A 19288-nucleotide genomic window follows, 5' to 3' on the forward strand; every position below is an offset into this window, starting at 1 on the left:
ACATGAACGGCGTTGAATTACGTGGTGTGACCAAGGCCTATGCCGGTCTGACCGTGATGAAGGATATCAATCTCGAAATCGAGGATGGTGCGTTTCTGGTCCTGTTAGGGCCGTCGGGGTGCGGCAAATCGACGATCTTGAACATGATTGCCGGTCTGGAACCCGTCACCGGCGGATCAATCCACATCGCCGGGCGGGATGTCACGGAACTGGAGCCTGATGAACGCGATATCGCGATGGTGTTTCAGTCCTATGCGCTCTATCCGACCATGTCGGTGCGCAGGAATATCGGTTTTGGCCTTAAAATGCGTGGCATGCCCAAGGCCGATATCGAAAAGCGTGTCGATGACATTGGTGAACTTCTGCAAATCACCCCGCTTCTGGATCGCAAACCGTCGCAATTGTCCGGCGGGCAGCAGCAACGCGTGGCGATCGGCCGTGCGCTGGTGCGCGAACCATCGGTTTTCCTGTTTGACGAGCCTCTATCGAACCTTGATGCCAAATTGCGTGCCGATATGCGTGTTGAATTGAAACGTCTTCATGAACGGCTTGGCCGGACCATTGTCTATGTCACCCACGATCAGATCGAAGCCATGACGCTGGCAACCAAGGTTGTGGTATTGGACAAAGGGTCTATCCAGCAGGCTGATACACCGGAAAATGTTTATCGCCGACCGGCCAACCGGTTTGTCGCCAGCTTCGTCGGTGCCCCGACCATGAATTTCATTGATGGCAAACTGGTTCAGGTGGGTGACGGAATTGCGTTTGACGGGGGATCGGGCCAATTGCCATTGGTAGATTTGCCCGGCCGCGCCCGTGAACTTATCGGCTGCCCCATGACATTGGGCGCGCGGCCGGAACATCTTGTATTTGATGATTTTGGTGCAAATGCCCGGGTCCTTCTGGCAGAGCCGACCGGGCCTGATCAATATGTCCGTCTTGCCGTCGCCGGGGCGGAGGTTACGGCCCGTACAGGCCCCGAACAGCATTTCAGTTCCGGCAGTGATGCCCGGATCATGATTGATGGTGCGCGTGTATCGCTGTTTGATCCGGAAAGTGGTCAGGCCGTACTATAGAAACCGGGCCGACCGCGTGCTTATTACGGTTGGTCCGGCAACTTTGTTGCCCAATCAATTATTTCATCATGCTTTGCGGCAGGGAACTGTCGGAAAACAGGGGATAATTGCTGCGTGCGTTAGGCAGTTGATAATGCCACCATTCGTGGCTGTAATATTCGAAACCCGCACTAACCATGATGCCCAGAAGCAGCAAACGGTTGGCCTCGGCGTCTTTTGAAAGCCCGTCCGCTCCATGATAGGACCGGATATGCATTTCATCAAACCCTGCCCCCATATCCAGTTCCTTGCCGTTTGCGTCCAACAGCGTTAGATCAATGGCAACACCACGGCCATGTGGCGATCCAAGATCGGGATTGGCGATGAAATCGGGATTGGGTGTATGGTTCCAAAGAGCCCGCTGGGCTTCTTGTGGGCGGAAGGCATCCAGAATACGAATGCGTTTACCGTGACGTCGCGCCATGGCGACAGCCTTTTTCAGGCAGTCCGCCGCATCACGATGAAGATAGCAGGCAGGCCGTGAATAAATCGGTGCCCCGGTGAAATTGCGATCCGTGGCATAAACAATATCAATTTCGACATCATATTCTTGTGGCGTAATTTCGACCAGCGCCATTGCCGGAGGCCCCCTGTTCTTGTCGTTTACCGATTACATCAAAAAAATGCTGACCGGTCAGTTGCGTAACAATCCCCATAGCGCAGATCAGATCGCACCGCAAACGTCATCCGGGGCCATTGAAAAAACGGGCCCAACGCTTTTGGCTATCGACACCGCGTCAACGTCACTTTCAACTGCCGTGCTGGTCAATGGCGAGGTCAAGGGCGAGCTTTATGAGGATATGGAACGCGGGCAGGCAGAAAACCTGATGAGGTTTATTGCCGAAAGTCTGGATCAGGCGGGAATCACCTTTGACGAGGTTGATGGTGTCGCCGTCACCGTCGGACCGGGCGCTTTTACCGGTATGCGGATCGGCCTTGCGACCGCGCGTGCGCTTGGGCTAGCACGTAAAATTCCGGTGGTTGGTGTCAGTTCGCTTGAGGCGGTGGCCTATGGCGTTTCCGAACGTGATCAGCAGGGACGAAATATTCTGGTGGCACTCGACAGCAAGCGGAACGAAATTTTTGCCCAGGCCTTTGATGGCAAGAAGCGCCCGCTCAGTGCGCCGGAATGTGTTGCACCCCGACAGGCTCTGATGATGGCTCCACCGGGCGATACGCTTCTGGCCGGCGATGCTACCCCGCGCCTTTTGACTGCGGCTGCCCACGCGCCGGATGCGTTTTATGATTGCACGACGCCGGGGCTACCGCGAGCCGGGAATGTGGCGCGGATTGCAGCGGCGCGTTGGGGAACGGATGAAAACCTGCCGCCTGTGCCAATGTATCTACGTGCACCCGATGCGCGCCGGATCGAGGATCAGGGACCGGCAAAAAACAAGCCGGTACATGAGGAATGAGTGCTTCATCCCACCAGCCGGAAGTTGAAGACGGGATTGAAGTCGTTCCCCTGACTGCGGCGTTTTGCAATGTTGCAAGTGCGCTTCATGCTGAAGGGTTCGAAGATCAGGATTGCTGGTCGGCGGATGAGATGATCACACTGCTTGATGTGCCTGGGGCCTTCGGGTTTCTGGCCTTTGCACCGGGGAATGAGGCGGAAAACCGCCTTGATATCCCACTTGGTTTTATCCAGATGCAGGCAGTGCTGGACGAGGCGGAAATCAATACCATCGTTGTCGCAAAGGAAGCGCGTAAACGCGGCGTTGCCAGAAAACTGTTGTCTGCGACCTTTGATCGCTTGCGCGAAACCGGTGTCGGGCGGGTTTTACTGGAAGTGGCCGATGATAACGCACCGGCGATTGCGCTTTATCGTGATTGCGGCTTTGCCGAGATCGGGCGGCGCAAGAGATACTATCGCCGGAAGTCCGGGCGTGAGGTTGATGCGCTGGTTATGGAGCGTGATCTTGGTGCTTGTGTTTTGGGCTGGGGCGATTAATGCAAGCTGGATGTATTCTATTTCGCTATATCCACATCAAATGTGTGGTTTTGACCGTCAAGCTGTTATAGTCTAGGCCTTGATGACGACGCGCGGGATTTGTTCAACCTTTTCGTATCGTTAAACGGTATGTGTTCGGTGCGTCGGCAAGTTCGACAAGGTCAATGACGGTGTCGCCCATTTCGGTGACAGAACGCGGAACGTTTTTTAACGGTTCGCCAGCGCCTAGTGTTACTTCGAGAACCTGACCCTGTGTCATGGTTTCAAGTTTCAGTCGGGTGCGAACAAATGTCATCGGGCAGACATCCTTTGTGATGTCGATCTTATGATCGGGCGTGATGTCGTCCATATGCTGTCTCCTGATTGGGCACCGGAAACGTGAAGTAGCGTTTCATCGGGCTGGAGGCAAGCTGGAGAGAACAAATTATCGCTATTTGTACCTTGCGATATGTGACAGTTTTCTCGATATTTAGCCCACATGAGAGCAAAAGCCTGGGAGCATCCTGGCTGGGGACAGGCGGAACCGGAAACGAGAAACAAGACTATGCTTACAGAATCAACCATCGAGCAGAAGTGCATCGACGCGGGTTTGAAAATGACCGGCCAACGCCGGGTGATTGCCCGGGTCCTGTCGGAATCAGAAGATCATCCCGATGTGGAGCTCGTTTATCGCCGGGCGACCGAAATTGACCCGAAGATTTCGATTGCAACCGTTTATCGGACCGTTCGCCTGTTTGAAGAGGCGGATATTCTTGAAAAACACGATTTCGGTGATGGCCGTGCACGTTACGAGGAATTGACCGAGGAACACCACGACCACCTGATTGATATGCGATCAGGTAACGTGATCGAGTTTTCGAACGAAAAAATCGAAAAGTTGCAGGAAGAGATCGCCAGAGAGCTTGGTTACAAGCTTGTCGGTCATCGATTGGAGCTTTACGGCGTTCCGATGAAGGACGAAAAGTAACCGATTTCTGACAATACGGTTGCGAAAATCGCAGATTTCAAGCCACCCGTTCATGCTGAGCGGGTGGTTTTTCATATTCCTGTTACGCGTTCTTAACAAAGCCTTCACTCGCCCCTGACGCGAAACTTGCGCAAAATCTGCGCAGATGAACGAAAGGGAGTTGCGATGAGCGACGATCGACAGCAGCGGTTAGAGGTGCGCCTCGCCGAAACCGAGGACGAAATCCTCGCCAGTCAGAAACTTCGCTACAAGGTGTTCTATGAGGAACGCGGGGCAAAGCCCAGCGCGGAAATGGCTGCGGCCGAGCGCGACTTTGACAATTATGATCCTTTATGTGACCACCTGCTGGTAATCGATCACAATCGCGGTCAGGGACCAGACGGTGTTGTCGGAACCTATCGCCTGCTGCGTCAGTCGGTTGCAAATCAGCATGGCGGCTTTTACAGCGCTGATGAATACCACATCCAGTCAATGCTTGATGCGGCACAAGGCAGCGGCGAGATCATGGAACTTGGTCGTTCCTGCGTTGAAGAAGCCTATCGCACGATGCCGACCCTGCAACTTCTCTGGCAGGGAATTGCTGCCTATGTTTTCAAATACGATATCAAGCTGATGTTTGGCTGCGCATCTTTCCATGGCACCGATCCGGATGCCTTTGGCGATGTTCTGACCTATCTGCATCACAATCATCTGGCACCCGAAGAAATGCGACCTCGCGCAGTCGAAGGCCGGTACGAGCCGATGGCGCGCACGACGATTGATGCAATTGATGCACGACAGGCGCTTCGCGATCTGCCGCCATTGATCAAGGGCTATCTGCGATTGGGTGGTTTCGTCGGTGACGGTGCGGTGGTTGATCATCAGTTTAATACCACCGACATTTGCATCGTGTTACCGACGGAAAAGGTAACGGATCGTTACTACAAGCATTATGAGCGGACCGCGAGGGTATCGTGAACTGTTATGCGTGTGCAGCCATCCGGCTGTTGGCCTATGCCCTGCTGACTTTGATCCTGATCCCGGTTCAGGTGATGGCAATTGCATTTCGACTGCGATTGGCCGATGATCTGCCGCGGTTTTATCATGCGCTTTGCCTGAAAATCCTTCATATTGAGCTTCGCGTTTCCGGGGCAGAGTTGATGGACGGTCCGGGTATTATTGTGGCCAACCACGCATCCTATCTCGATATTCCGGTGCTGGGGGCCTTGGTTCGAGGCAGTTTCATTGCCAAGACCGAGGTCGCCAGCTGGCCGATCTTCGGAACGCTTGCCAAGTTGCAGCGATCCACTTTTGTCGAGCGTCGCCCGGCCCGCGCTCGCGAGCAGAATGACCAGATTTCCCGGCGTCTTGCCGATGGGCACAAACTGATCCTGTTCCCGGAAGGCACAAGCAACGATGGCAACCGTGTGCTGCCGTTCAAATCGACTTTGTTCGGTGTTGCCGAACGCACCCTGCCCGATGGATCGCAGGTAAAAGTCCAGCCGGTTTCGATTGCGGCTACCCGTCTTGATGGAGCACCGATCGGACGCGATTTGCGTGCTTTCTATTCCTGGTACGGTGATATGGACTTGGCGCCGCATTTGTGGCAGTTTCTGGCTCTTGGCAAAGTAACGGTTGAGCTGGTTGTTCATCCGCCTGTGACCTTGGCCGATGCCGGGTCGCGCAAGGAACTTTCCCGGATGTGTGAAACAGCTGTTGCGCGTGGACATCATGCAGCACTGACCGGCATGCATCAGGGGGTTCCGGTTCCGCTGATTGATAATGGACGTACCGGTGATCTGATTGGCTTTTCGCCGCTGGCCATTGTTTCCGAAGATTTTCGTCTGTTCGGACCGGATCGTCAGTTCGGCTCCTGACCGTTTTGCCGTATGATCCGATTGCGTGAATTGGGTTTCATGTAACCGGAATTTCAGATATCGAAGATGTCCGGTCTGCGGTGTGAGCTTTCACACCGCTTTTCGGCGTATTCGAGAAAGCAGAAAACGGATCCAGAAGTGAGTGTGACGAAAAAGCTTTTTGTAAAAACCTATGGCTGTCAGATGAATGTTTATGACAGCCAGCGCATGCAGGACGTATTGGCGCCGCTGGGTTACCAGCCGGTCGACGATGCCGCAGGTGCCGATATGGTTATCCTCAATACTTGCCACATCCGCGAAAAGGCTGCTGAGAAGGTCTTTTCCGATCTTGGCCGTATTCGTAAACACAAAAAAGCCAAGGAAGCCAATGGCACGGACAAGATGATTGTCGCTGTTGCCGGTTGTGTTGCGCAGGCCGAAGGTGCGGAATTGATGCGTCGCGAACCGATGGTCGATATGGTGTTCGGGCCGCAGACCTATCATCGTTTGCCGGAAATGGTAGCGCGCGCCAATCGCGCAGTCGGGCGTGATCGCATCATTGATACCGATTTCCCGGCCGAGGAAAAGTTTGACCACCTGCCACAACAGGTTTCAAGACAGGGTTATTCGGCCTTTCTGGCGATTCAGGAAGGTTGCGATAAATTCTGTACCTTCTGTGTTGTGCCTTATACCCGTGGTGCCGAATATTCCCGACCGGGCATGGATATCATCAATGAAGCCCGCCAGCTCGTTGAAAAGGGCACCCGTGAAATCACTTTGTTGGGTCAGAACGTCAATGCGTATCACGGCGACAGCCCGAATGGCGGCGAATGGACGCTTGGTCGTCTGTTACGCGAATTGTCCGAGATTGATGGACTTGATCGCATTCGTTACACAACCTCGCACCCGCGCGATGTAGATGATGACCTGATTGCAGCCCATCGTGACCTTCCCAAACTGATGCCGTTTTTGCATCTTCCCATTCAGGCAGGATCGGATCGTGTGTTGCAGGCGATGAACCGCAAGCATGATGGCGCATCTTATCGCGAAATCGTTACAAAACTCAAAGATGCCTGCCCTGATCTTGCGCTGTCGTCTGATTTTATCGTGGGTTTTCCCGGCGAATCCGACAAGGATTTCGAAGACACGATGCAAATGGTGCGCGATATCACCTTCATTCAGGCTTTCAGCTTTAAATACAGCCCGCGCCCCGGCACTCCGGCATCGGCCATGGAACTGCAGGTTCCCGAGCCGGTAAAGACCGAACGGATCATGCGTCTTCAGGCGCTTCTCGCCGAGCAGCAGCTTGAATTCAACCGAAACTGTCTTGGTCGGGAAATGGGTGTCCTGCTGGAACGCCACGGCAAACTTGAAGGACAGCTTGTCGGAAAAAGCCCTTATATGCAGCCGGTTCATGTCAGCGGTTTGCCAGAATCCGCATTGGGACAGATCGTAAGGTTGAAAATCACCGAAGCACTGCCTAATTCCCTTGGCGGTGAACTGGTCGATGCCCCGGTTCAAAACCGGGATTCTGAAAGGAAAATTGCGTGACTGCCACTTCAGCCAAGGCAAAAAACACGGCAAAAGCCAAGTCTTCGACCAAAGACACCGACCAGATCGAATTTGCAGATAATGCACTTGCCCAGCTTTTATATGGGCCGCAGGCCGAAAACCTGACCCGCCTTTCCGAAGGTACCGGGGTTCAGGTTTCCAGTCGTGGATCGGTTGTGACCCTTGCCGGGCAAGGTCCCAAAGTAGCCCAGGCCAAAAAGGTTCTTGGTCAGCTTTATGCGCGCTTGCGCGACAAGGAAATAGATCATGTCGATGTCGAAACGGTTGATGGTGCCATCCGTTTGTCCGAACCCGACGAAGCTGACCCCTGGACCGGGCAGACCAAAGATATGTTTGGCGGGTCGCGTCTGACCATCCAGACCAAAAAACGCCGGATTTCGCCGAGATCCAAACGCCAGAAGGATTATGTCGAGGCCATGCTTGATCATGAGCTGGTCTTTGGCATTGGTCCGGCCGGAACCGGCAAGACCTATCTGGCGGTCGCAATGGCGGTCCAATCGCTTATTCAGGGTCAGGTTGATCGTATCGTCTTGTCACGTCCTGCGGTCGAGGCCGGCGAACGGCTTGGTTTCCTGCCGGGTGATCTGAAGGACAAGGTAGATCCGTATCTGCGTCCGCTTTATGATGCGCTGCATGACACCTTGCCTGGCGACGTCGTGATCAAGCGAATGGAAAGTGGCGAGATCGAAGTTGCCCCGCTTGCTTTTATGCGTGGCCGTACTTTGGCCCATGCCTTTGTCATTCTGGACGAAGCACAGAATACGACAGCCATGCAGATGAAAATGTTCCTGACCCGTCTCGGCGAAGGATCGCGGATGGTGGTGACGGGTGACCTGACTCAGGTCGATTTGCCCGATGGCACAAAATCGGGTCTGCGAGATGCGCTTGAAACCATCGCGGATGTCAAAGGTGTCGCGACGATCAAGTTTGATCAGCGCGACGTTGTTCGCCATGCGCTTGTCACCAAGATTGTTCAGGCTTATGACGCGGCAGATGCATTGCGGGACAGACTGAAAAAAGGCTATCGCGGAATCAAAGACGAGGATCAGGGCGATGACAGCACCGCTTGATCTGGACCTTGATGTTGAAGCGGGCAATTGGACCAAGGCCGACATTGATGCGATTGAAAATGCTGTGCGTGCCGCCCTTGATGGCGCTGTGCGTGACGGTGCGCTTTGGGAAGAAGATGCGGCTCCAGCCGATGGCACACCCGACCAAGGAGATGGTGCATCGCTTTTAAGTATTGCGCCGGTGGTTGAGGTCGGTGTTCGGTTATCCGATGATGCGTCTGTCCGGATATTGAACCGTGATTATCGCGGCAAGGATAGTCCGACCAACGTTTTATCGTTCGCAGCGCTTGAAAGTGCGGATGATGCAGCAGCTTTCATGATGTCATCCGATATGCCCCTGATGCTGGGTGATATCGTCATTGCACGTGAAACATGCGAACGTGAAGCTTCGGAACAGAACAAGACACTGATAAATCATCTTGTTCATCTGATTGTACATGGCACGCTACATCTTGTCGGCTATGATCATATGGTTGATGATGAAGCCGAAGAGATGGAAGAACTTGAACGGCAAATTCTTGCCGCACTGGGGATCGATGATCCCTATGAACCGATTGAAGATCAAGATATCGAAACAGGACAATGAACGAGAATAGTCAGCGCGACGACGACCACGAGAGTACGAGCCCTCGCCAGGGCGGGGAGAATGGTCAGGACTCCGATAACGGATCCTTGTGGGGAAATGTCGCATCGGCATTAGGCCTTAAGCGCGGCAAGCCAAGGAATGGTGAGGCATCGCTTTCCGACACACTTGAAGAACTTGCCGAGCGCAGTGAAGAAGATGACGAGCCCGTCTCGCTTCACGAACGATCACTTTTTGAAAATATCATCGCACTCCGCGATATGACGGCCGAGGATGTCATGATTCCGCGGGCCGATATCGTTGCGGTCGAAAAAAGCATCACGCTTGACGAGCTTGTTGACGTGATGGTGAAAAAAGCTCATTCACGACTACCGGTTTATGGCGAGTCCCTCGATGAAATTGCCGGTATGGTTCATATCAAGGATGTGCTGGGCTGTGTCGCTGCCGGCAAGGAATTCAAGCTACAATCCCTTTTGCGTCGGGTGTTGTTCGTATCGCCCGCCATTCGGGTGCTTGATCTTCTGTCCGAAATGCGTTTGTCGCGAACGCATATGGCATTGGTCGTCGACGAGTTTGGCGGCATTGACGGGCTGATCACGATCGAGGATCTGGTCGAGGAAATCGTCGGCGAGATTGATGACGAACATGACATTGATCAGACACCGAAACTGATCCGGCTTTCCGATGGCTGTTATATCGCCGATGCCCGCTACGAGGTCGAAGACCTTGAGGAAAAGCTGGGATTCGGCCTGTTGGATGAAGACGAGGACGAAGATATCGATACATTGGGCGGGCTGGTCTTCTCGCTTGCGGGGCGTGTGCCTGCGCGTGGGGAACTGATCGAACATCCGTCCGGTATCCAGTTCGAAGTCCTTGATGCCGACCCGCGCCGAATTCGGCGTTTGCGTATTCATCTGGTCCGGACCGAACCGGCCGAGATCAGTGACGAAAGTTCCAAACAGGGATCATCGAATGATTGACAGACTGGCGGTGCGCCTCGCCAACCTTTCGGGTTGGCGCAGGCGCTTCCTGTGGTTGGTGTCTGGGGCGGTTGCGGTTTTGGCGTTACCGCCTTTCTTCTTTTTGCCGGCCTTGCCGGTGGCTTTTGCCATACTGCTCTGGTCGCTTGAGGGGGTTAAGTGCAACAAGGGGGCGCTTTCCGCCGGTTGGTGGTTTGGTACCGGGCATTTTGCAGCTGGGTTCTATTGGATCAGTCATGCGTTTCTGGTTGAGCCGGAAATCTATGGCTGGATGATTCCGTTCGCTCTTTTGGGACTTGGTGGGGGGCTCGCCATTTTCCCGATGGTTGCTGTTTGGGCGAGCTGCCGGTTGACGCGAGAAATTATTGGTCGTGCCGTAATGCTGGCAACTCTTTGGGCCGTGGCGGAATTCGTCCGCGGTCATGTGTTGACCGGATTTCCGTGGAATTTACTGGCGCATGTCTGGGCTTTTGATCCGGCACCAATGCAATTTGCCTCGGTTGTCGGTGTTTACGGATTATCCGTCATTACGGCGTTGTTTTCGACGCTACCTGCAACGGTTATTGCCGGGCGCGCTGGCAGAATAAGTGCGATGGCCGGTATCATGATTGCGGTTCTGCTTTGGGGTGGTGGTGCGATCCGTTTGGCGTTGATTGGTCCCGCAACGGCGGATGCAACCGTTTCCGATGATCTGCCAGTGGTTCAGGTTGTCCAACCCAATATTCCTCAGCGTGAAAAATGGATTCCCGAACTTCAGGATCAGCATTTTGCCAAATTGCTGCGATTGTCGCGTCGTCCGGTTGATATGTCATCTGATCGCAAACGTATCGTGATTTGGCCGGAAACGGCTGCGACATTCTTTGTGGAAGCGCAGCCTGTTCGCAGGTTGCAGATGGCATCGATTCTTGGGCCCGATGATATCCTGATTACCGGAGCACCAAGAACTTATCCGCGGGATACGGATGACTTCAAGGTTTGGAACGCCGTTCAGGTTCTTGATAGCAAAGGAGAAATTGTTGCGAGTTTTGACAAGTTTCACCTTGTTCCATTTGGCGAATATGTGCCGTTCCGTGAATGGATTCCGATCCCGAAGCTGACTGCCGGGCGTACGGATTTTTCATTTGGTGAAGGGCCAAAGACGCTTGACGTGGCCGGAATGCCGAGTTTTTCGCCGTTGATATGTTACGAGGTTATTTTCCCGGGCGATGTTATTGACGATGCTAATCAGCCTGAATGGCTGCTTAATGTGACCAATGACGGGTGGTTTGGCAAAAGTGCTGGTCCCTATCAGCATCTGGCAGCAGCGCGGTTCCGCAGCATTGAAGAAGGTCGACCTATGGTCCGGGCGGCCTATACCGGCGTATCAGTGATGTATGACGCATATGGCCGGGAATTGGCAAAACTCCCCTTAAGAACAGAGGGATTCATGACTCACACCCTTTCGGGGGTGTATAACCATACTACAGTATATTATTTGTGGCGCGATATTCTATTTTACGGTATTGTAACCTTTCTAGCCGTTCTCGTTTTGGGATATAGTAGGTTATTCAAGTCCCTTAAAGCGGCTGTGTGAAGCACCGAACCGCTCCCTGATTGTCCCACCAAAAATAAGAGCGGGTAGGTCGGAGTGAGAGAAGGACAACACAAAATGTCGCCTAAGGATGAAAACACGATGGTCAAGAATACCCGTGGTAGAGGTCGGGGCCGGACCGCAAATGGCAAGCCTAACCCCGTCGACATTCATGTCGGTGCACGTGTTCGGTTGCGCAGAACCCTTCTTGGTATGAGCCAGGAAAAACTGGGTGAGGCCATTGGGCTGACATTCCAGCAGGTCCAGAAATACGAACGCGGTGCAAACCGTGTCGGGGCTTCGCGCCTTTATGATTTGTCGCGCGTTCTGGAAGTACCGGTTTCATTCTTCTTTGATGATATGCCTGACGAGATTTCGACGAAATCCGTGCATGAGCGTCGCGAAATGTCGGAAAGCCCGGATCCGTTCGATAATGATCCGATGAACCGCCGTGAAACCCTTGAACTGGTACGTGCATATTATCGGATCACCGATCCGACCCAGCGCAAGCGTGTTTTCGAGCTGGTTAAATCGATGGGCATTCTTGTTGCCGATAACGAAAATGCGAAATAGAAGACACCCGAAATTATGATTTCAAAAAGCGCATTTGCCAGAAAGTTGCAGATGCGCTTTTTCTTTGTTTCCTTCGAGTTTCTGGCCGAAATGCGTCAGGCGCGTTACGCTTATGCGTCGATCTTTCTTGACCCTAAAATGTCATTGGGGCAAAACCGCAGCTTGGGTGATAAGCCCGATTGAATACGTGGACGGATTTGGACCGCTTGCCACCACGTTAAAAAAGGCTAAGTGGGCGCAATTGGTGCAAACTTGTACCGATGCCCTCCGGTCCAGTTTTGGAACTCCTTTTTTACCGGAGAAGGTTTTAATGTCTCTTTCCGAATATCTTTTTACCAGTGAGTCGGTTTCCGAGGGTCACCCGGACAAGGTCTGTGACCGCATTTCCGATTCCATCGTTGATGCGTTTCTGGCCGCCGATGAAGATTCGCGCGTTGCCGTTGAGACTCTGGCAACCACCAATCGTGTGGTTCTGGCTGGCGAAGTTCGCGGTCCTGAAAGCGTTTCCAAGGAAGTCATGGTCGAAGCTGCACGCGAAGCCATTCGCGCCATTGGCTACGAGCAGGAAGGTTTTCACTGGAAGACTGCTGAGATTGAGTGCCACGTCCACGAACAGTCTGCAGATATCGCTCAGGGTGTCGACTCCGCTGGTGAAAAAGACCTCGGCGCGGGAGATCAGGGCATTATGTTCGGTTATGCTTGCAACGAGACGGACGAGCTGATGCCGGCTCCGATCCAGTTCTCGCACCGTATCCTGCGCAAAATGGCCGAAGACCGCCATTCTGGAAAATCAGCCGAGTTCGGTCCGGATGCAAAAAGCCAGGTTACCTTGCGCTATGTAGATGGCAAGCCGGTTGGGGCGACGTCGGTTGTTGTTTCGACCCAGCACGCAGATGGCCTTAATCAGGCCGATGTGCGCTCGCTTGTTATGCCCTATATCCAGAACATTCTGCCGGAAGGCTGGATGCCAGCCGAAGACGAGATTTACATCAACCCAACGGGTCGTTTTGTTATTGGTGGCCCTGATGGCGACGCCGGTCTGACCGGTCGTAAAATCATCGTTGATACCTATGGTGGCGCTGCACCGCATGGCGGTGGTGCATTCTCGGGTAAAGATCCGACCAAGGTTGACCGCTCGGCTGCTTATGCTGCTCGTTATCTCGCGAAAAACGTTGTTGCCGCTGGTCTTGCTGAACGTTGCACCATTCAGGTTGCCTATGCGATCGGTATTTCCAAGCCGCTGGCTCTTTATGTGAATAACCATGGCACCGGTAATGTGGATGAAATCAAGCTGGGCAGTGTGCTGCGTCAGTTGATGGATCTCAGCCCACGTGGCATTCGCGAACATCTTTCGCTGTGTCGTCCGATTTACACCCCGACTTCTGCGTACGGTCATTTTGGTCGTCAGCCGCAGGAAGATGGTCACTTCTCTTGGGAACGTACCGATCTGGTGGGTGATCTTAAGTCGGCATTCGGTGCCTGATTGGCTGAAAAGCCAACGCGCGAATTGCCAAAATCGTGTGGCATGATATGAGGCGGGCGGCCCCGATACAGTTCCGGGGCCGCTCGTTTGATTTTGGACCCCTTTTTCGAACCCGTCCTGACAGATAAGACAATGCGCAACAGCAACCGCCCGCTACCAACTCCGGATCGTCCAAATTTTTATGGCCGTCGTGGCAGCCGTCCTCTTAAGGATTCGCGCCGGGCGCTGGTCGACGAACTGTTGCCGAAAATCGGGATTACCTATCCCGATCAGGCTGATGTCGATCCGAATGGCTATTTCGCGGAGAAACCGGAACAGCTTTGGCTCGAGATCGGCTTTGGCGGGGGGGAACATCTGGCGGGCCAGGCTCAGGCCAACCCGCAGACGGGGATTATCGGGGCTGAACCGTTTATGGACGGGGTTGGCAGCCTGTTGCGCCATATCGATGAGCGCGGACTGACCAATGTTCGGGTCATTGCGGACGATTCCCGACCACTGCTTTATAAGCTGGTTGATGCCTGCTTTGATCGGGCATTCCTGCTGTTCCCGGATCCGTGGCCGAAAAAGCGTCATGCTGAACGTCGATTCATTGGCCCCAAAAACCTTGCATTGCTGGCGCGTCTTCTCAAAGATGGGGCCGAGTTCCGGGTGGCCAGCGACGATATGCAGTATATTTCCTGGACACTGCAACATCTGCACAATCATCCGGATTTCGAATGGCTTGCTGAAAGCCCCGAAGACTGGCGCAATCCGCCCGTTGATTGGGTCAAAACCCGTTATGAACAAAAAGCACTCCGTCAGGGCAAAAAGTGCAACTATTTGCGGTTTCGTCGTAAAAAGCGTTCCTGATCTGCACGGTTTTCTATTGTTATCTGACCCGCACCAAAGGCTTTTCGTTGTGTGCGGGTTTTCTTTTGCGTGAACAACATAACGACACAATTTCAATAAGTTGAAATTTTAATTGAGAATGATTGTCATGTGCGATATTTTATGTTGTTCCACTGATATGACATTGTCGCAAAATCGCTTGTGCCAAATGCCGGTAACAACAATTTCTGCGCATAATTCCAAAGGTCCGAACCGTGACACACTGGGATGTCAACATACTGTTCCGAACCTATCGCTCCCGGTTGCTGCATTTTGTGCAGCGGCGGAAGTTGTCGTGGCACATGGCCGACGACATCGTGCAGGATACCTTCCTTCGGGTTGTGACCACACCATCGCTACCCGATCCGCAATTTGCCCAGTCCTATCTTTTTAGGACGGCCCAAAATCTGGTGATCGATCATTTCCGGCGGGAACGAATACTGACCTTCGTTCAGGAACCCGATAAAGCATTTGAATTCGTTGCCGATGACGCTCCGTCCCCCGAACAGATCGCATGGTCTCGGCAGGAATTGCGCCATCTACAGGCTTCACTGAATGCTTTGCCAAAAAACCTTCGGACTGTTTTCATTCTTGCCCGGCTTGAAGGCAAAACATACGTCGAAATCGGTGAACAACTTGGCATTCCAACACAAACCGCGTTTAGCCGCATGGTCCGTGCCCTGACACTTGTCAAAGAGGCAATGGATAAATCGGAAAAAATTTGAATGTCAGATCAGAAATATGCGCTTCAGGTTCGTCCCAATAGTGAGGGTGTTTGTGTGATACGCCCAAACACCATCTGATCAATGACGCACGGAACCCGGCATTCATGGCTATGACAGGTGAAAATCACCTTGCAAATCTGCCCGATACGGTTTCGGAGCAGGCGATCTATTGGTTTGCACTGTTGCTTGATGGCAGTGAAACCGAAGAAGACCGTCGGGCATTCGCCCGCTGGGTCGAGGCTGATGCGGCGCATCTTGAGGCCTTTGGAGAGATAGAAAGGCTTTGGAGTGGCAGTACTAGCCTTAATCTTTCAACAGGCAATAAGGTCGGTCGACGTGCCTTTATGACGGGAACGGCGGCAGCGCTTGTCATCAGTGCGGGTTGGGCATTCTCCCCGCGTCACCCTTTTGCCGATATCCGGACTGTAACCGGCGAACGGCATAGTTTTTCCCTTCCCGGCGGTGTTGAGGCCGAACTGGCGAGCGATACCGTTATGTCCTACGTCGCGCGTGACGGGATAAACGGTGTCGAACTCCATAGCGGCGAAGCATGGTTCAATCATTCGGCAACAGGCAACGCCTTTTTTGTTGCTGCTGCCCATGGCGCAAGCTGGTCGTGGGGCGGAAGGCTCGACGTGGCTGCTTATGATGGGGGTGTCACGGTAATCGCCGAACAAAATCCGTTGATTGTTCGTGTTGGCGGCGCGCAAACCCAAGTGGCTGCGGGAAATGCCGTGCGCTATCGAGATGTGCAAATCGGGCGGCCTTACGAGGTTGATCTTTCGGCAGAGCTGGCCTGGCGGAACGGCCAGCTCGTCTTTATGGGGAGGCCGCTCGGCGAAGTCGTTCGCGTTTTGCAGCGCTGGCAGAACGGCAAGATCATGATCATCGGCGAAGAACTCAAATCCCGCCCGGTAACCCTTGTGGTCGACCTTGAACGGTTAAAGGATGTTCTGCCGGTTCTGGCTCGTGTTCTGTCGATCAATGTGCATCGGTTTACAGATTACCTGACGGTCATTCGCGCCGCCTGACCCTCTCAAACTCCAAAATCACCAATCGATATGATCCTTCGGTTCGGTCAGAATATTTTGATAATAAAAATTATTATCAAAAAATGCAATGAATATCAGATATCTGAATTTCAGCCTCGTCTAACTGAGTAACGAAATAATGAATGAGACGCAATCTCATTCATATATGCATTCGTGACTCAGGAGACAAAAAGAATGCTCTCGAACGGGGTGGGTCGCATTGTCGACACCAACAAAATAATTCGTAAATCCAGTACACCTATTGGGGGTGTTCGCACAATTGCCCTGACAGCCGTTGGCAGTGGCATGATTGCTTTGATGCCGCTTGCCGTGGGGGCTCAAACCCGGGGCGCAGAAATATTGCAACAGGCTAACAAGGCTGAAATTGCGCAGGTCGCTGAAGAGGGCGTGACCTTGTCAAATGATATGCTCTCATTTGATATATCCGCACAACCGCTTGCCATGGCATTGGTCAATTTTTCGCGTGTATCGGGGATCGATGTTGCCGTGGACGGGACATTGCCCGACGGTACACAAAGCGTTGCCGTCCAGGGGAATATGACGGCTGGCGCAGCCCTTGATCGCATGTTGTCGCAAAGCGGTTTGATCTGGAATGCCGTCAATCCGACAACCATTTCCATCATTGATCCTGTACGGGAAGATGCCGGTAACGCCTCAATCATAACTGTTCCGGTCACCGTAACGGCGACTGAAAGGGCGCTTGGTCCTAATGGGGTACCGGACAAAGTGTATGAAACGCCGGGCTCGGTAGCGGTAATTACCCAGGAAAGTATGCGAAAGTCGCCCGTACGCGAAGCGCGCGAGATTTTCAACAATGTTGCCGGTGTGGATATTTCCAATGACGCGCGTGACCCCGGTTTGACAGTCAACGTTCGCGGTCAGCAGGAAATGGGGCGTGTGAACGTCAATATCGACGGCGCGCGTCAGAACTATAATCAGATGACACATGGCACATCTTCTCGTGTGTATCTGGACCCTGCTTTGTTGGCAGAAGTGGAGATCGAGAAATCCAATCTCAACCAGAATGGTGGTGCCGGGTCTTCTGCAGGTATCGTCACAATGCGTACCCTCAATACACAAGACATTCTTGATGATGGCGAAAAATGGGGCGGCAAGGTAAATGTCAGCCACGGCACGAATGATTACGAATTTGCGGGCGATGCTGCTGGAGGTGTTAGGCTTGCGCCAAGGTTTGACATCTCAGCCGCGGTAAGCCGGAAGGTCATTGGTGACTATAGTCCGGGGAAACGCAATCCAGCCCTGTTTACTGACGGAAACGGCAATTATCACGATGTACACAGTTCCAGACCTGAATACACTTTCCTTCGCCAGACATCCGGTTTGGTGAAAGCCAATGTCCATCTTACAGATGATCAGGAACTGAATCTTGGGTATGTTGGCTCAAAAAGCAATTACACCAAAACCAACGACGTCACGAATACAAGACCGGATCTGAACGAAACCAAAACCCATACCCTGACCGCCAAGCACAACTGGAATCCGTCGACTGATTTGGTCGATCTGGATACGCACGTTTATTGGACCCGAACAGAAAGTAACCAATACAGGCCAACCAGATTTAACACCAGTGGATCAGTTAGCCAGAACCCCTACGACACGGACTATACGCTTGATACGACAGGGCTTGATTTGGCCAACAGTAGCAAGTTCGAGCTATATTCAGTGGGTGATGGCCTGAGCAAGGTTAGCTTTGACTATGGTACCGAGTTCTTTCACGACAGGGCAAAGACAACCTCTGAGGTCGAGGACCTTGGAGGATCAGGTTCTGCCTATCAGGCAGAAGGAACAACCCCATCCGGGGAGCGTGATGTTTATGGTGGACATGTAACGGCGACGTATGGCTGGAACGACGTGTTTCAAATCAGTGGTGGTTTTCGCTACGACCGTTACGAATTGACAGGTGACTCGTATTGGTGTGAAGCGTTACCCGGTGGTTTTACATCACAGCAGTGCGGAAGCGGCAATGACGTACCTTTGGACGTTGATTTGTCGGAGGACCGGGTTTCGCCGTCTTTTGGTGCAAGCGTGACGCCATTCCCCGGTCTGCAATTCTTTGCCAACTATCGCGAAAACCTGCGGGCGCCGACAGTTATGGAAGCCATGTTCAAGGGCATGCATATCGGTGATCAGCCGGTTACCTATTTTTCGAACGCCAATCTCAAGGCTGAGGAAGTTGAAACCAAGGAAGTTGGTGTCAACTTCATGTTCGATAACGTCATAAAGCAGGGCGATGGATTCAGAGCCAAACTGTCCTACTACCGTTCAACAATCGATAATTATACGACTGTTGGTTTCGTGCCTTTGCCCTCACTGCCGTCAGTGAACTGGCCATCGGTTGGGGCGGGCATGGTCAACCTTAGTGACCCTGTCTATATGACCGGTACGGAGCTTGAGGCCTTCTATGATGCTGGTGAGTACTATTTTGGCGGTACGTTGACGACATCGGACATTGATCTGATCGGGAATTATAATCAGTTCATTCTTGATACCACCTATTCTACTGCAGCGCAGAACGCAGCTACTTACGGTACAGTTGGCGGATTGTTTGGCATTTATGCGCCGCCCAAACGCAAATACACGCTTGACGGCGGGTTCCGTCTTTTCGATCAGGATCTTGTCTTGGGAATGCGGGCGACATTCGTTTATCCGGAAGAAAACTATGGTTCCCAGGTCGGGTCGGTAAGTCTCTCGACCGTTGGTGGCGAATATTACAAGTACCGCGTATTCGACTTTTACAGTTCCTATGACATCAACGATGCCGTGAAACTGCGGTTCGCCGTCAATAACCTGTTCGATGAGGGATATGTTCAAGGAAGCGGGGGAACGTATGCCCCGGCACCGGGACGTACCGCGATCATCAGTCTCAGCGGCAACTTCTAGGCCGCTTAAAAGGAAAAATGCCAATCACCGGTCAGGTCATCGAC

19 protein-coding genes are annotated in these 19288 nt (G+C 53.0%); 17 read left to right on the plus strand and 2 right to left on the minus strand.

Translation table 11 applies throughout. The annotated features are described in order from the left end of the window. Positions 1-2: 2 nt before the first annotated feature. A complete protein-coding gene (gene ugpC / locus BC440_RS13470) occupies positions 3-1076 on the plus strand; it encodes a sn-glycerol-3-phosphate ABC transporter ATP-binding protein UgpC (protein WP_063092214.1) in 1074 nt (357 codons plus the stop codon). Positions 1077-1134: 58 nt separating this feature from the next. Here the strand turns inward: ugpC and ddpX are convergent, their stop codons facing one another. Continuing rightward, positions 1135-1692, minus strand: coding sequence for a D-alanyl-D-alanine dipeptidase (gene ddpX, locus BC440_RS13475; RefSeq protein WP_007088442.1), 558 nt, complete (start codon positions 1690-1692; stop codon positions 1135-1137). Between the two features lie 19 nt (positions 1693-1711). Here ddpX and tsaB point away from each other — a divergent pair, with 19 nt between their 5' ends. Next, the gene (gene tsaB / locus BC440_RS13480) at positions 1712-2530 is read left to right on the plus strand and encodes a tRNA (adenosine(37)-N6)-threonylcarbamoyltransferase complex dimerization subunit type 1 TsaB (RefSeq protein ID WP_063092213.1); all 819 of its coding nucleotides are present in this window, start codon (positions 1712-1714) and stop codon (positions 2528-2530) included. Continuing rightward, positions 2527-3066, plus strand: coding sequence for a GNAT family N-acetyltransferase (locus BC440_RS13485; RefSeq protein WP_063092212.1), 540 nt, complete (start codon positions 2527-2529; stop codon positions 3064-3066). The genes tsaB and BC440_RS13485 overlap by 4 nt, the downstream gene beginning before the upstream one ends. 103 nt (positions 3067-3169) lie before the next feature. On the opposite strand, the gene BC440_RS13490 is transcribed toward BC440_RS13485, so the two are convergent. Further along, on the minus strand, positions 3170-3415 hold the full coding sequence (locus BC440_RS13490; RefSeq protein WP_007088439.1) for a sulfurtransferase TusA family protein: 246 nt from the start codon (positions 3413-3415) through the stop codon (positions 3170-3172). Positions 3416-3610: 195 nt separating this feature from the next. On the opposite strand from BC440_RS13490, the gene BC440_RS13495 reads away from it, so the two are divergent. The 14 genes from BC440_RS13495 to BC440_RS13560 all read left to right on the plus strand — a co-directional run bounded on the left by BC440_RS13495 (position 3611) and on the right by BC440_RS13560 (position 19244). Further along, complete coding sequence (locus tag BC440_RS13495) at positions 3611-4033, plus strand: Fur family transcriptional regulator (protein ID WP_007088438.1); 423 nt, start codon at positions 3611-3613, stop codon at positions 4031-4033. Positions 4034-4198: 165 nt separating this feature from the next. Next, complete coding sequence (locus BC440_RS13500) at positions 4199-4990, plus strand: GNAT family N-acyltransferase (protein ID WP_007088437.1); 792 nt, start codon at positions 4199-4201, stop codon at positions 4988-4990. After that, positions 4987-5889: a lysophospholipid acyltransferase family protein gene (locus BC440_RS13505; protein ID WP_063092211.1), complete on the plus strand. Its 903-nt coding sequence runs from the start codon at positions 4987-4989 to the stop codon at positions 5887-5889. Before BC440_RS13500 ends, BC440_RS13505 begins: the two co-directional genes overlap by 4 nt. A 144-nt stretch (positions 5890-6033) precedes the next feature. Beyond that, entirely contained in the window at positions 6034-7419 is a 1386-nt protein-coding gene (gene miaB / locus BC440_RS13510) for a tRNA (N6-isopentenyl adenosine(37)-C2)-methylthiotransferase MiaB (RefSeq protein WP_063092352.1), read from the plus strand. Continuing rightward, positions 7416-8510: a PhoH family protein gene (locus tag BC440_RS13515; RefSeq protein WP_063092210.1), complete on the plus strand. Its 1095-nt coding sequence runs from the start codon at positions 7416-7418 to the stop codon at positions 8508-8510. Before miaB ends, BC440_RS13515 begins: the two co-directional genes overlap by 4 nt. Next, positions 8494-9096 carry an rRNA maturation RNase YbeY gene (ybeY, locus tag BC440_RS13520; protein ID WP_063092209.1) on the plus strand — a complete coding sequence of 201 codons (603 nt, stop codon included), beginning with the start codon at positions 8494-8496 and terminating at the stop codon, positions 9094-9096. The genes BC440_RS13515 and ybeY overlap by 17 nt, the downstream gene beginning before the upstream one ends. Then, the gene (locus BC440_RS13525; RefSeq protein ID WP_082242524.1) at positions 9093-10073 is read left to right on the plus strand and encodes a hemolysin family protein; all 981 of its coding nucleotides are present in this window, start codon (positions 9093-9095) and stop codon (positions 10071-10073) included. The genes ybeY and BC440_RS13525 overlap by 4 nt, the downstream gene beginning before the upstream one ends. Continuing rightward, complete coding sequence (gene lnt, locus BC440_RS13530) at positions 10066-11646, plus strand: apolipoprotein N-acyltransferase (RefSeq protein ID WP_063092208.1); 1581 nt, start codon at positions 10066-10068, stop codon at positions 11644-11646. Before BC440_RS13525 ends, lnt begins: the two co-directional genes overlap by 8 nt. A gap of 99 nt (positions 11647-11745) precedes the next feature. Continuing rightward, positions 11746-12216 carry a helix-turn-helix domain-containing protein gene (locus tag BC440_RS13535; RefSeq protein WP_037989098.1) on the plus strand — a complete coding sequence of 157 codons (471 nt, stop codon included), beginning with the start codon at positions 11746-11748 and terminating at the stop codon, positions 12214-12216. Between the two features lie 310 nt (positions 12217-12526). Further along, positions 12527-13699: a methionine adenosyltransferase gene (gene metK, locus BC440_RS13540; RefSeq protein WP_063092207.1), complete on the plus strand. Its 1173-nt coding sequence runs from the start codon at positions 12527-12529 to the stop codon at positions 13697-13699. A 132-nt stretch (positions 13700-13831) separates the two neighbouring features. Next, entirely contained in the window at positions 13832-14548 is a 717-nt protein-coding gene (gene trmB, locus BC440_RS13545; protein ID WP_063092351.1) for a tRNA (guanosine(46)-N7)-methyltransferase TrmB, read from the plus strand. Positions 14549-14781: 233 nt separating this feature from the next. Beyond that, a complete protein-coding gene (locus BC440_RS13550) occupies positions 14782-15291 on the plus strand; it encodes an RNA polymerase sigma factor (protein ID WP_065701880.1) in 510 nt (169 codons plus the stop codon). A 104-nt stretch (positions 15292-15395) separates the two neighbouring features. Continuing rightward, on the plus strand, positions 15396-16322 hold the full coding sequence (locus BC440_RS13555) for a DUF4880 domain-containing protein (RefSeq protein ID WP_063092206.1): 927 nt from the start codon (positions 15396-15398) through the stop codon (positions 16320-16322). Positions 16323-16517: 195 nt separating this feature from the next. Next, positions 16518-19244 (plus strand): TonB-dependent receptor, encoded by a 2727-nt coding sequence (locus BC440_RS13560; RefSeq protein WP_063092205.1) that lies wholly within the window; start codon positions 16518-16520, stop codon positions 19242-19244. The last annotated feature ends 44 nt before the right edge of the window (positions 19245-19288 follow it).

The organism is Thalassospira sp. MIT1004, from assembly GCF_001858545.1.
Taxonomy (GTDB): Bacteria; Pseudomonadota; Alphaproteobacteria; order Rhodospirillales; family Thalassospiraceae; genus Thalassospira; species Thalassospira xiamenensis.

What these genes read in the sequence shown, in the direction of transcription:
- ybeY (WP_063092209.1), top strand. Translation starts at nt 8,494, where the DNA reads ATGACAGCACCGCTTGATCTGGACCTTGATGTTGAAGCGGGCAATTGG.
- ugpC (WP_063092214.1), top strand. Translation starts at nt 3, where the DNA reads ATGAACGGCGTTGAATTACGTGGTGTGACCAAGGCCTATGCCGGTCTG.
- BC440_RS13535 (WP_037989098.1), top strand. Translation starts at nt 11,746, where the DNA reads ATGGTCAAGAATACCCGTGGTAGAGGTCGGGGCCGGACCGCAAATGGC.
- BC440_RS13525 (WP_082242524.1), top strand. Translation starts at nt 9,093, where the DNA reads ATGAACGAGAATAGTCAGCGCGACGACGACCACGAGAGTACGAGCCCT.
- ddpX (WP_007088442.1), bottom strand. Translation starts at nt 1,692, where the DNA reads ATGGCGCTGGTCGAAATTACGCCACAAGAATATGATGTCGAAATTGAT.
- BC440_RS13495 (WP_007088438.1), top strand. Translation starts at nt 3,611, where the DNA reads ATGCTTACAGAATCAACCATCGAGCAGAAGTGCATCGACGCGGGTTTG.
- metK (WP_063092207.1), top strand. Translation starts at nt 12,527, where the DNA reads ATGTCTCTTTCCGAATATCTTTTTACCAGTGAGTCGGTTTCCGAGGGT.
- trmB (WP_063092351.1), top strand. Translation starts at nt 13,832, where the DNA reads ATGCGCAACAGCAACCGCCCGCTACCAACTCCGGATCGTCCAAATTTT.
- lnt (WP_063092208.1), top strand. Translation starts at nt 10,066, where the DNA reads ATGATTGACAGACTGGCGGTGCGCCTCGCCAACCTTTCGGGTTGGCGC.
- BC440_RS13560 (WP_063092205.1), top strand. Translation starts at nt 16,518, where the DNA reads ATGCTCTCGAACGGGGTGGGTCGCATTGTCGACACCAACAAAATAATT.
- BC440_RS13490 (WP_007088439.1), bottom strand. Translation starts at nt 3,415, where the DNA reads ATGGACGACATCACGCCCGATCATAAGATCGACATCACAAAGGATGTC.
- BC440_RS13485 (WP_063092212.1), top strand. Translation starts at nt 2,527, where the DNA reads ATGAGTGCTTCATCCCACCAGCCGGAAGTTGAAGACGGGATTGAAGTC.
- BC440_RS13500 (WP_007088437.1), top strand. Translation starts at nt 4,199, where the DNA reads ATGAGCGACGATCGACAGCAGCGGTTAGAGGTGCGCCTCGCCGAAACC.
- BC440_RS13555 (WP_063092206.1), top strand. Translation starts at nt 15,396, where the DNA reads ATGGCTATGACAGGTGAAAATCACCTTGCAAATCTGCCCGATACGGTT.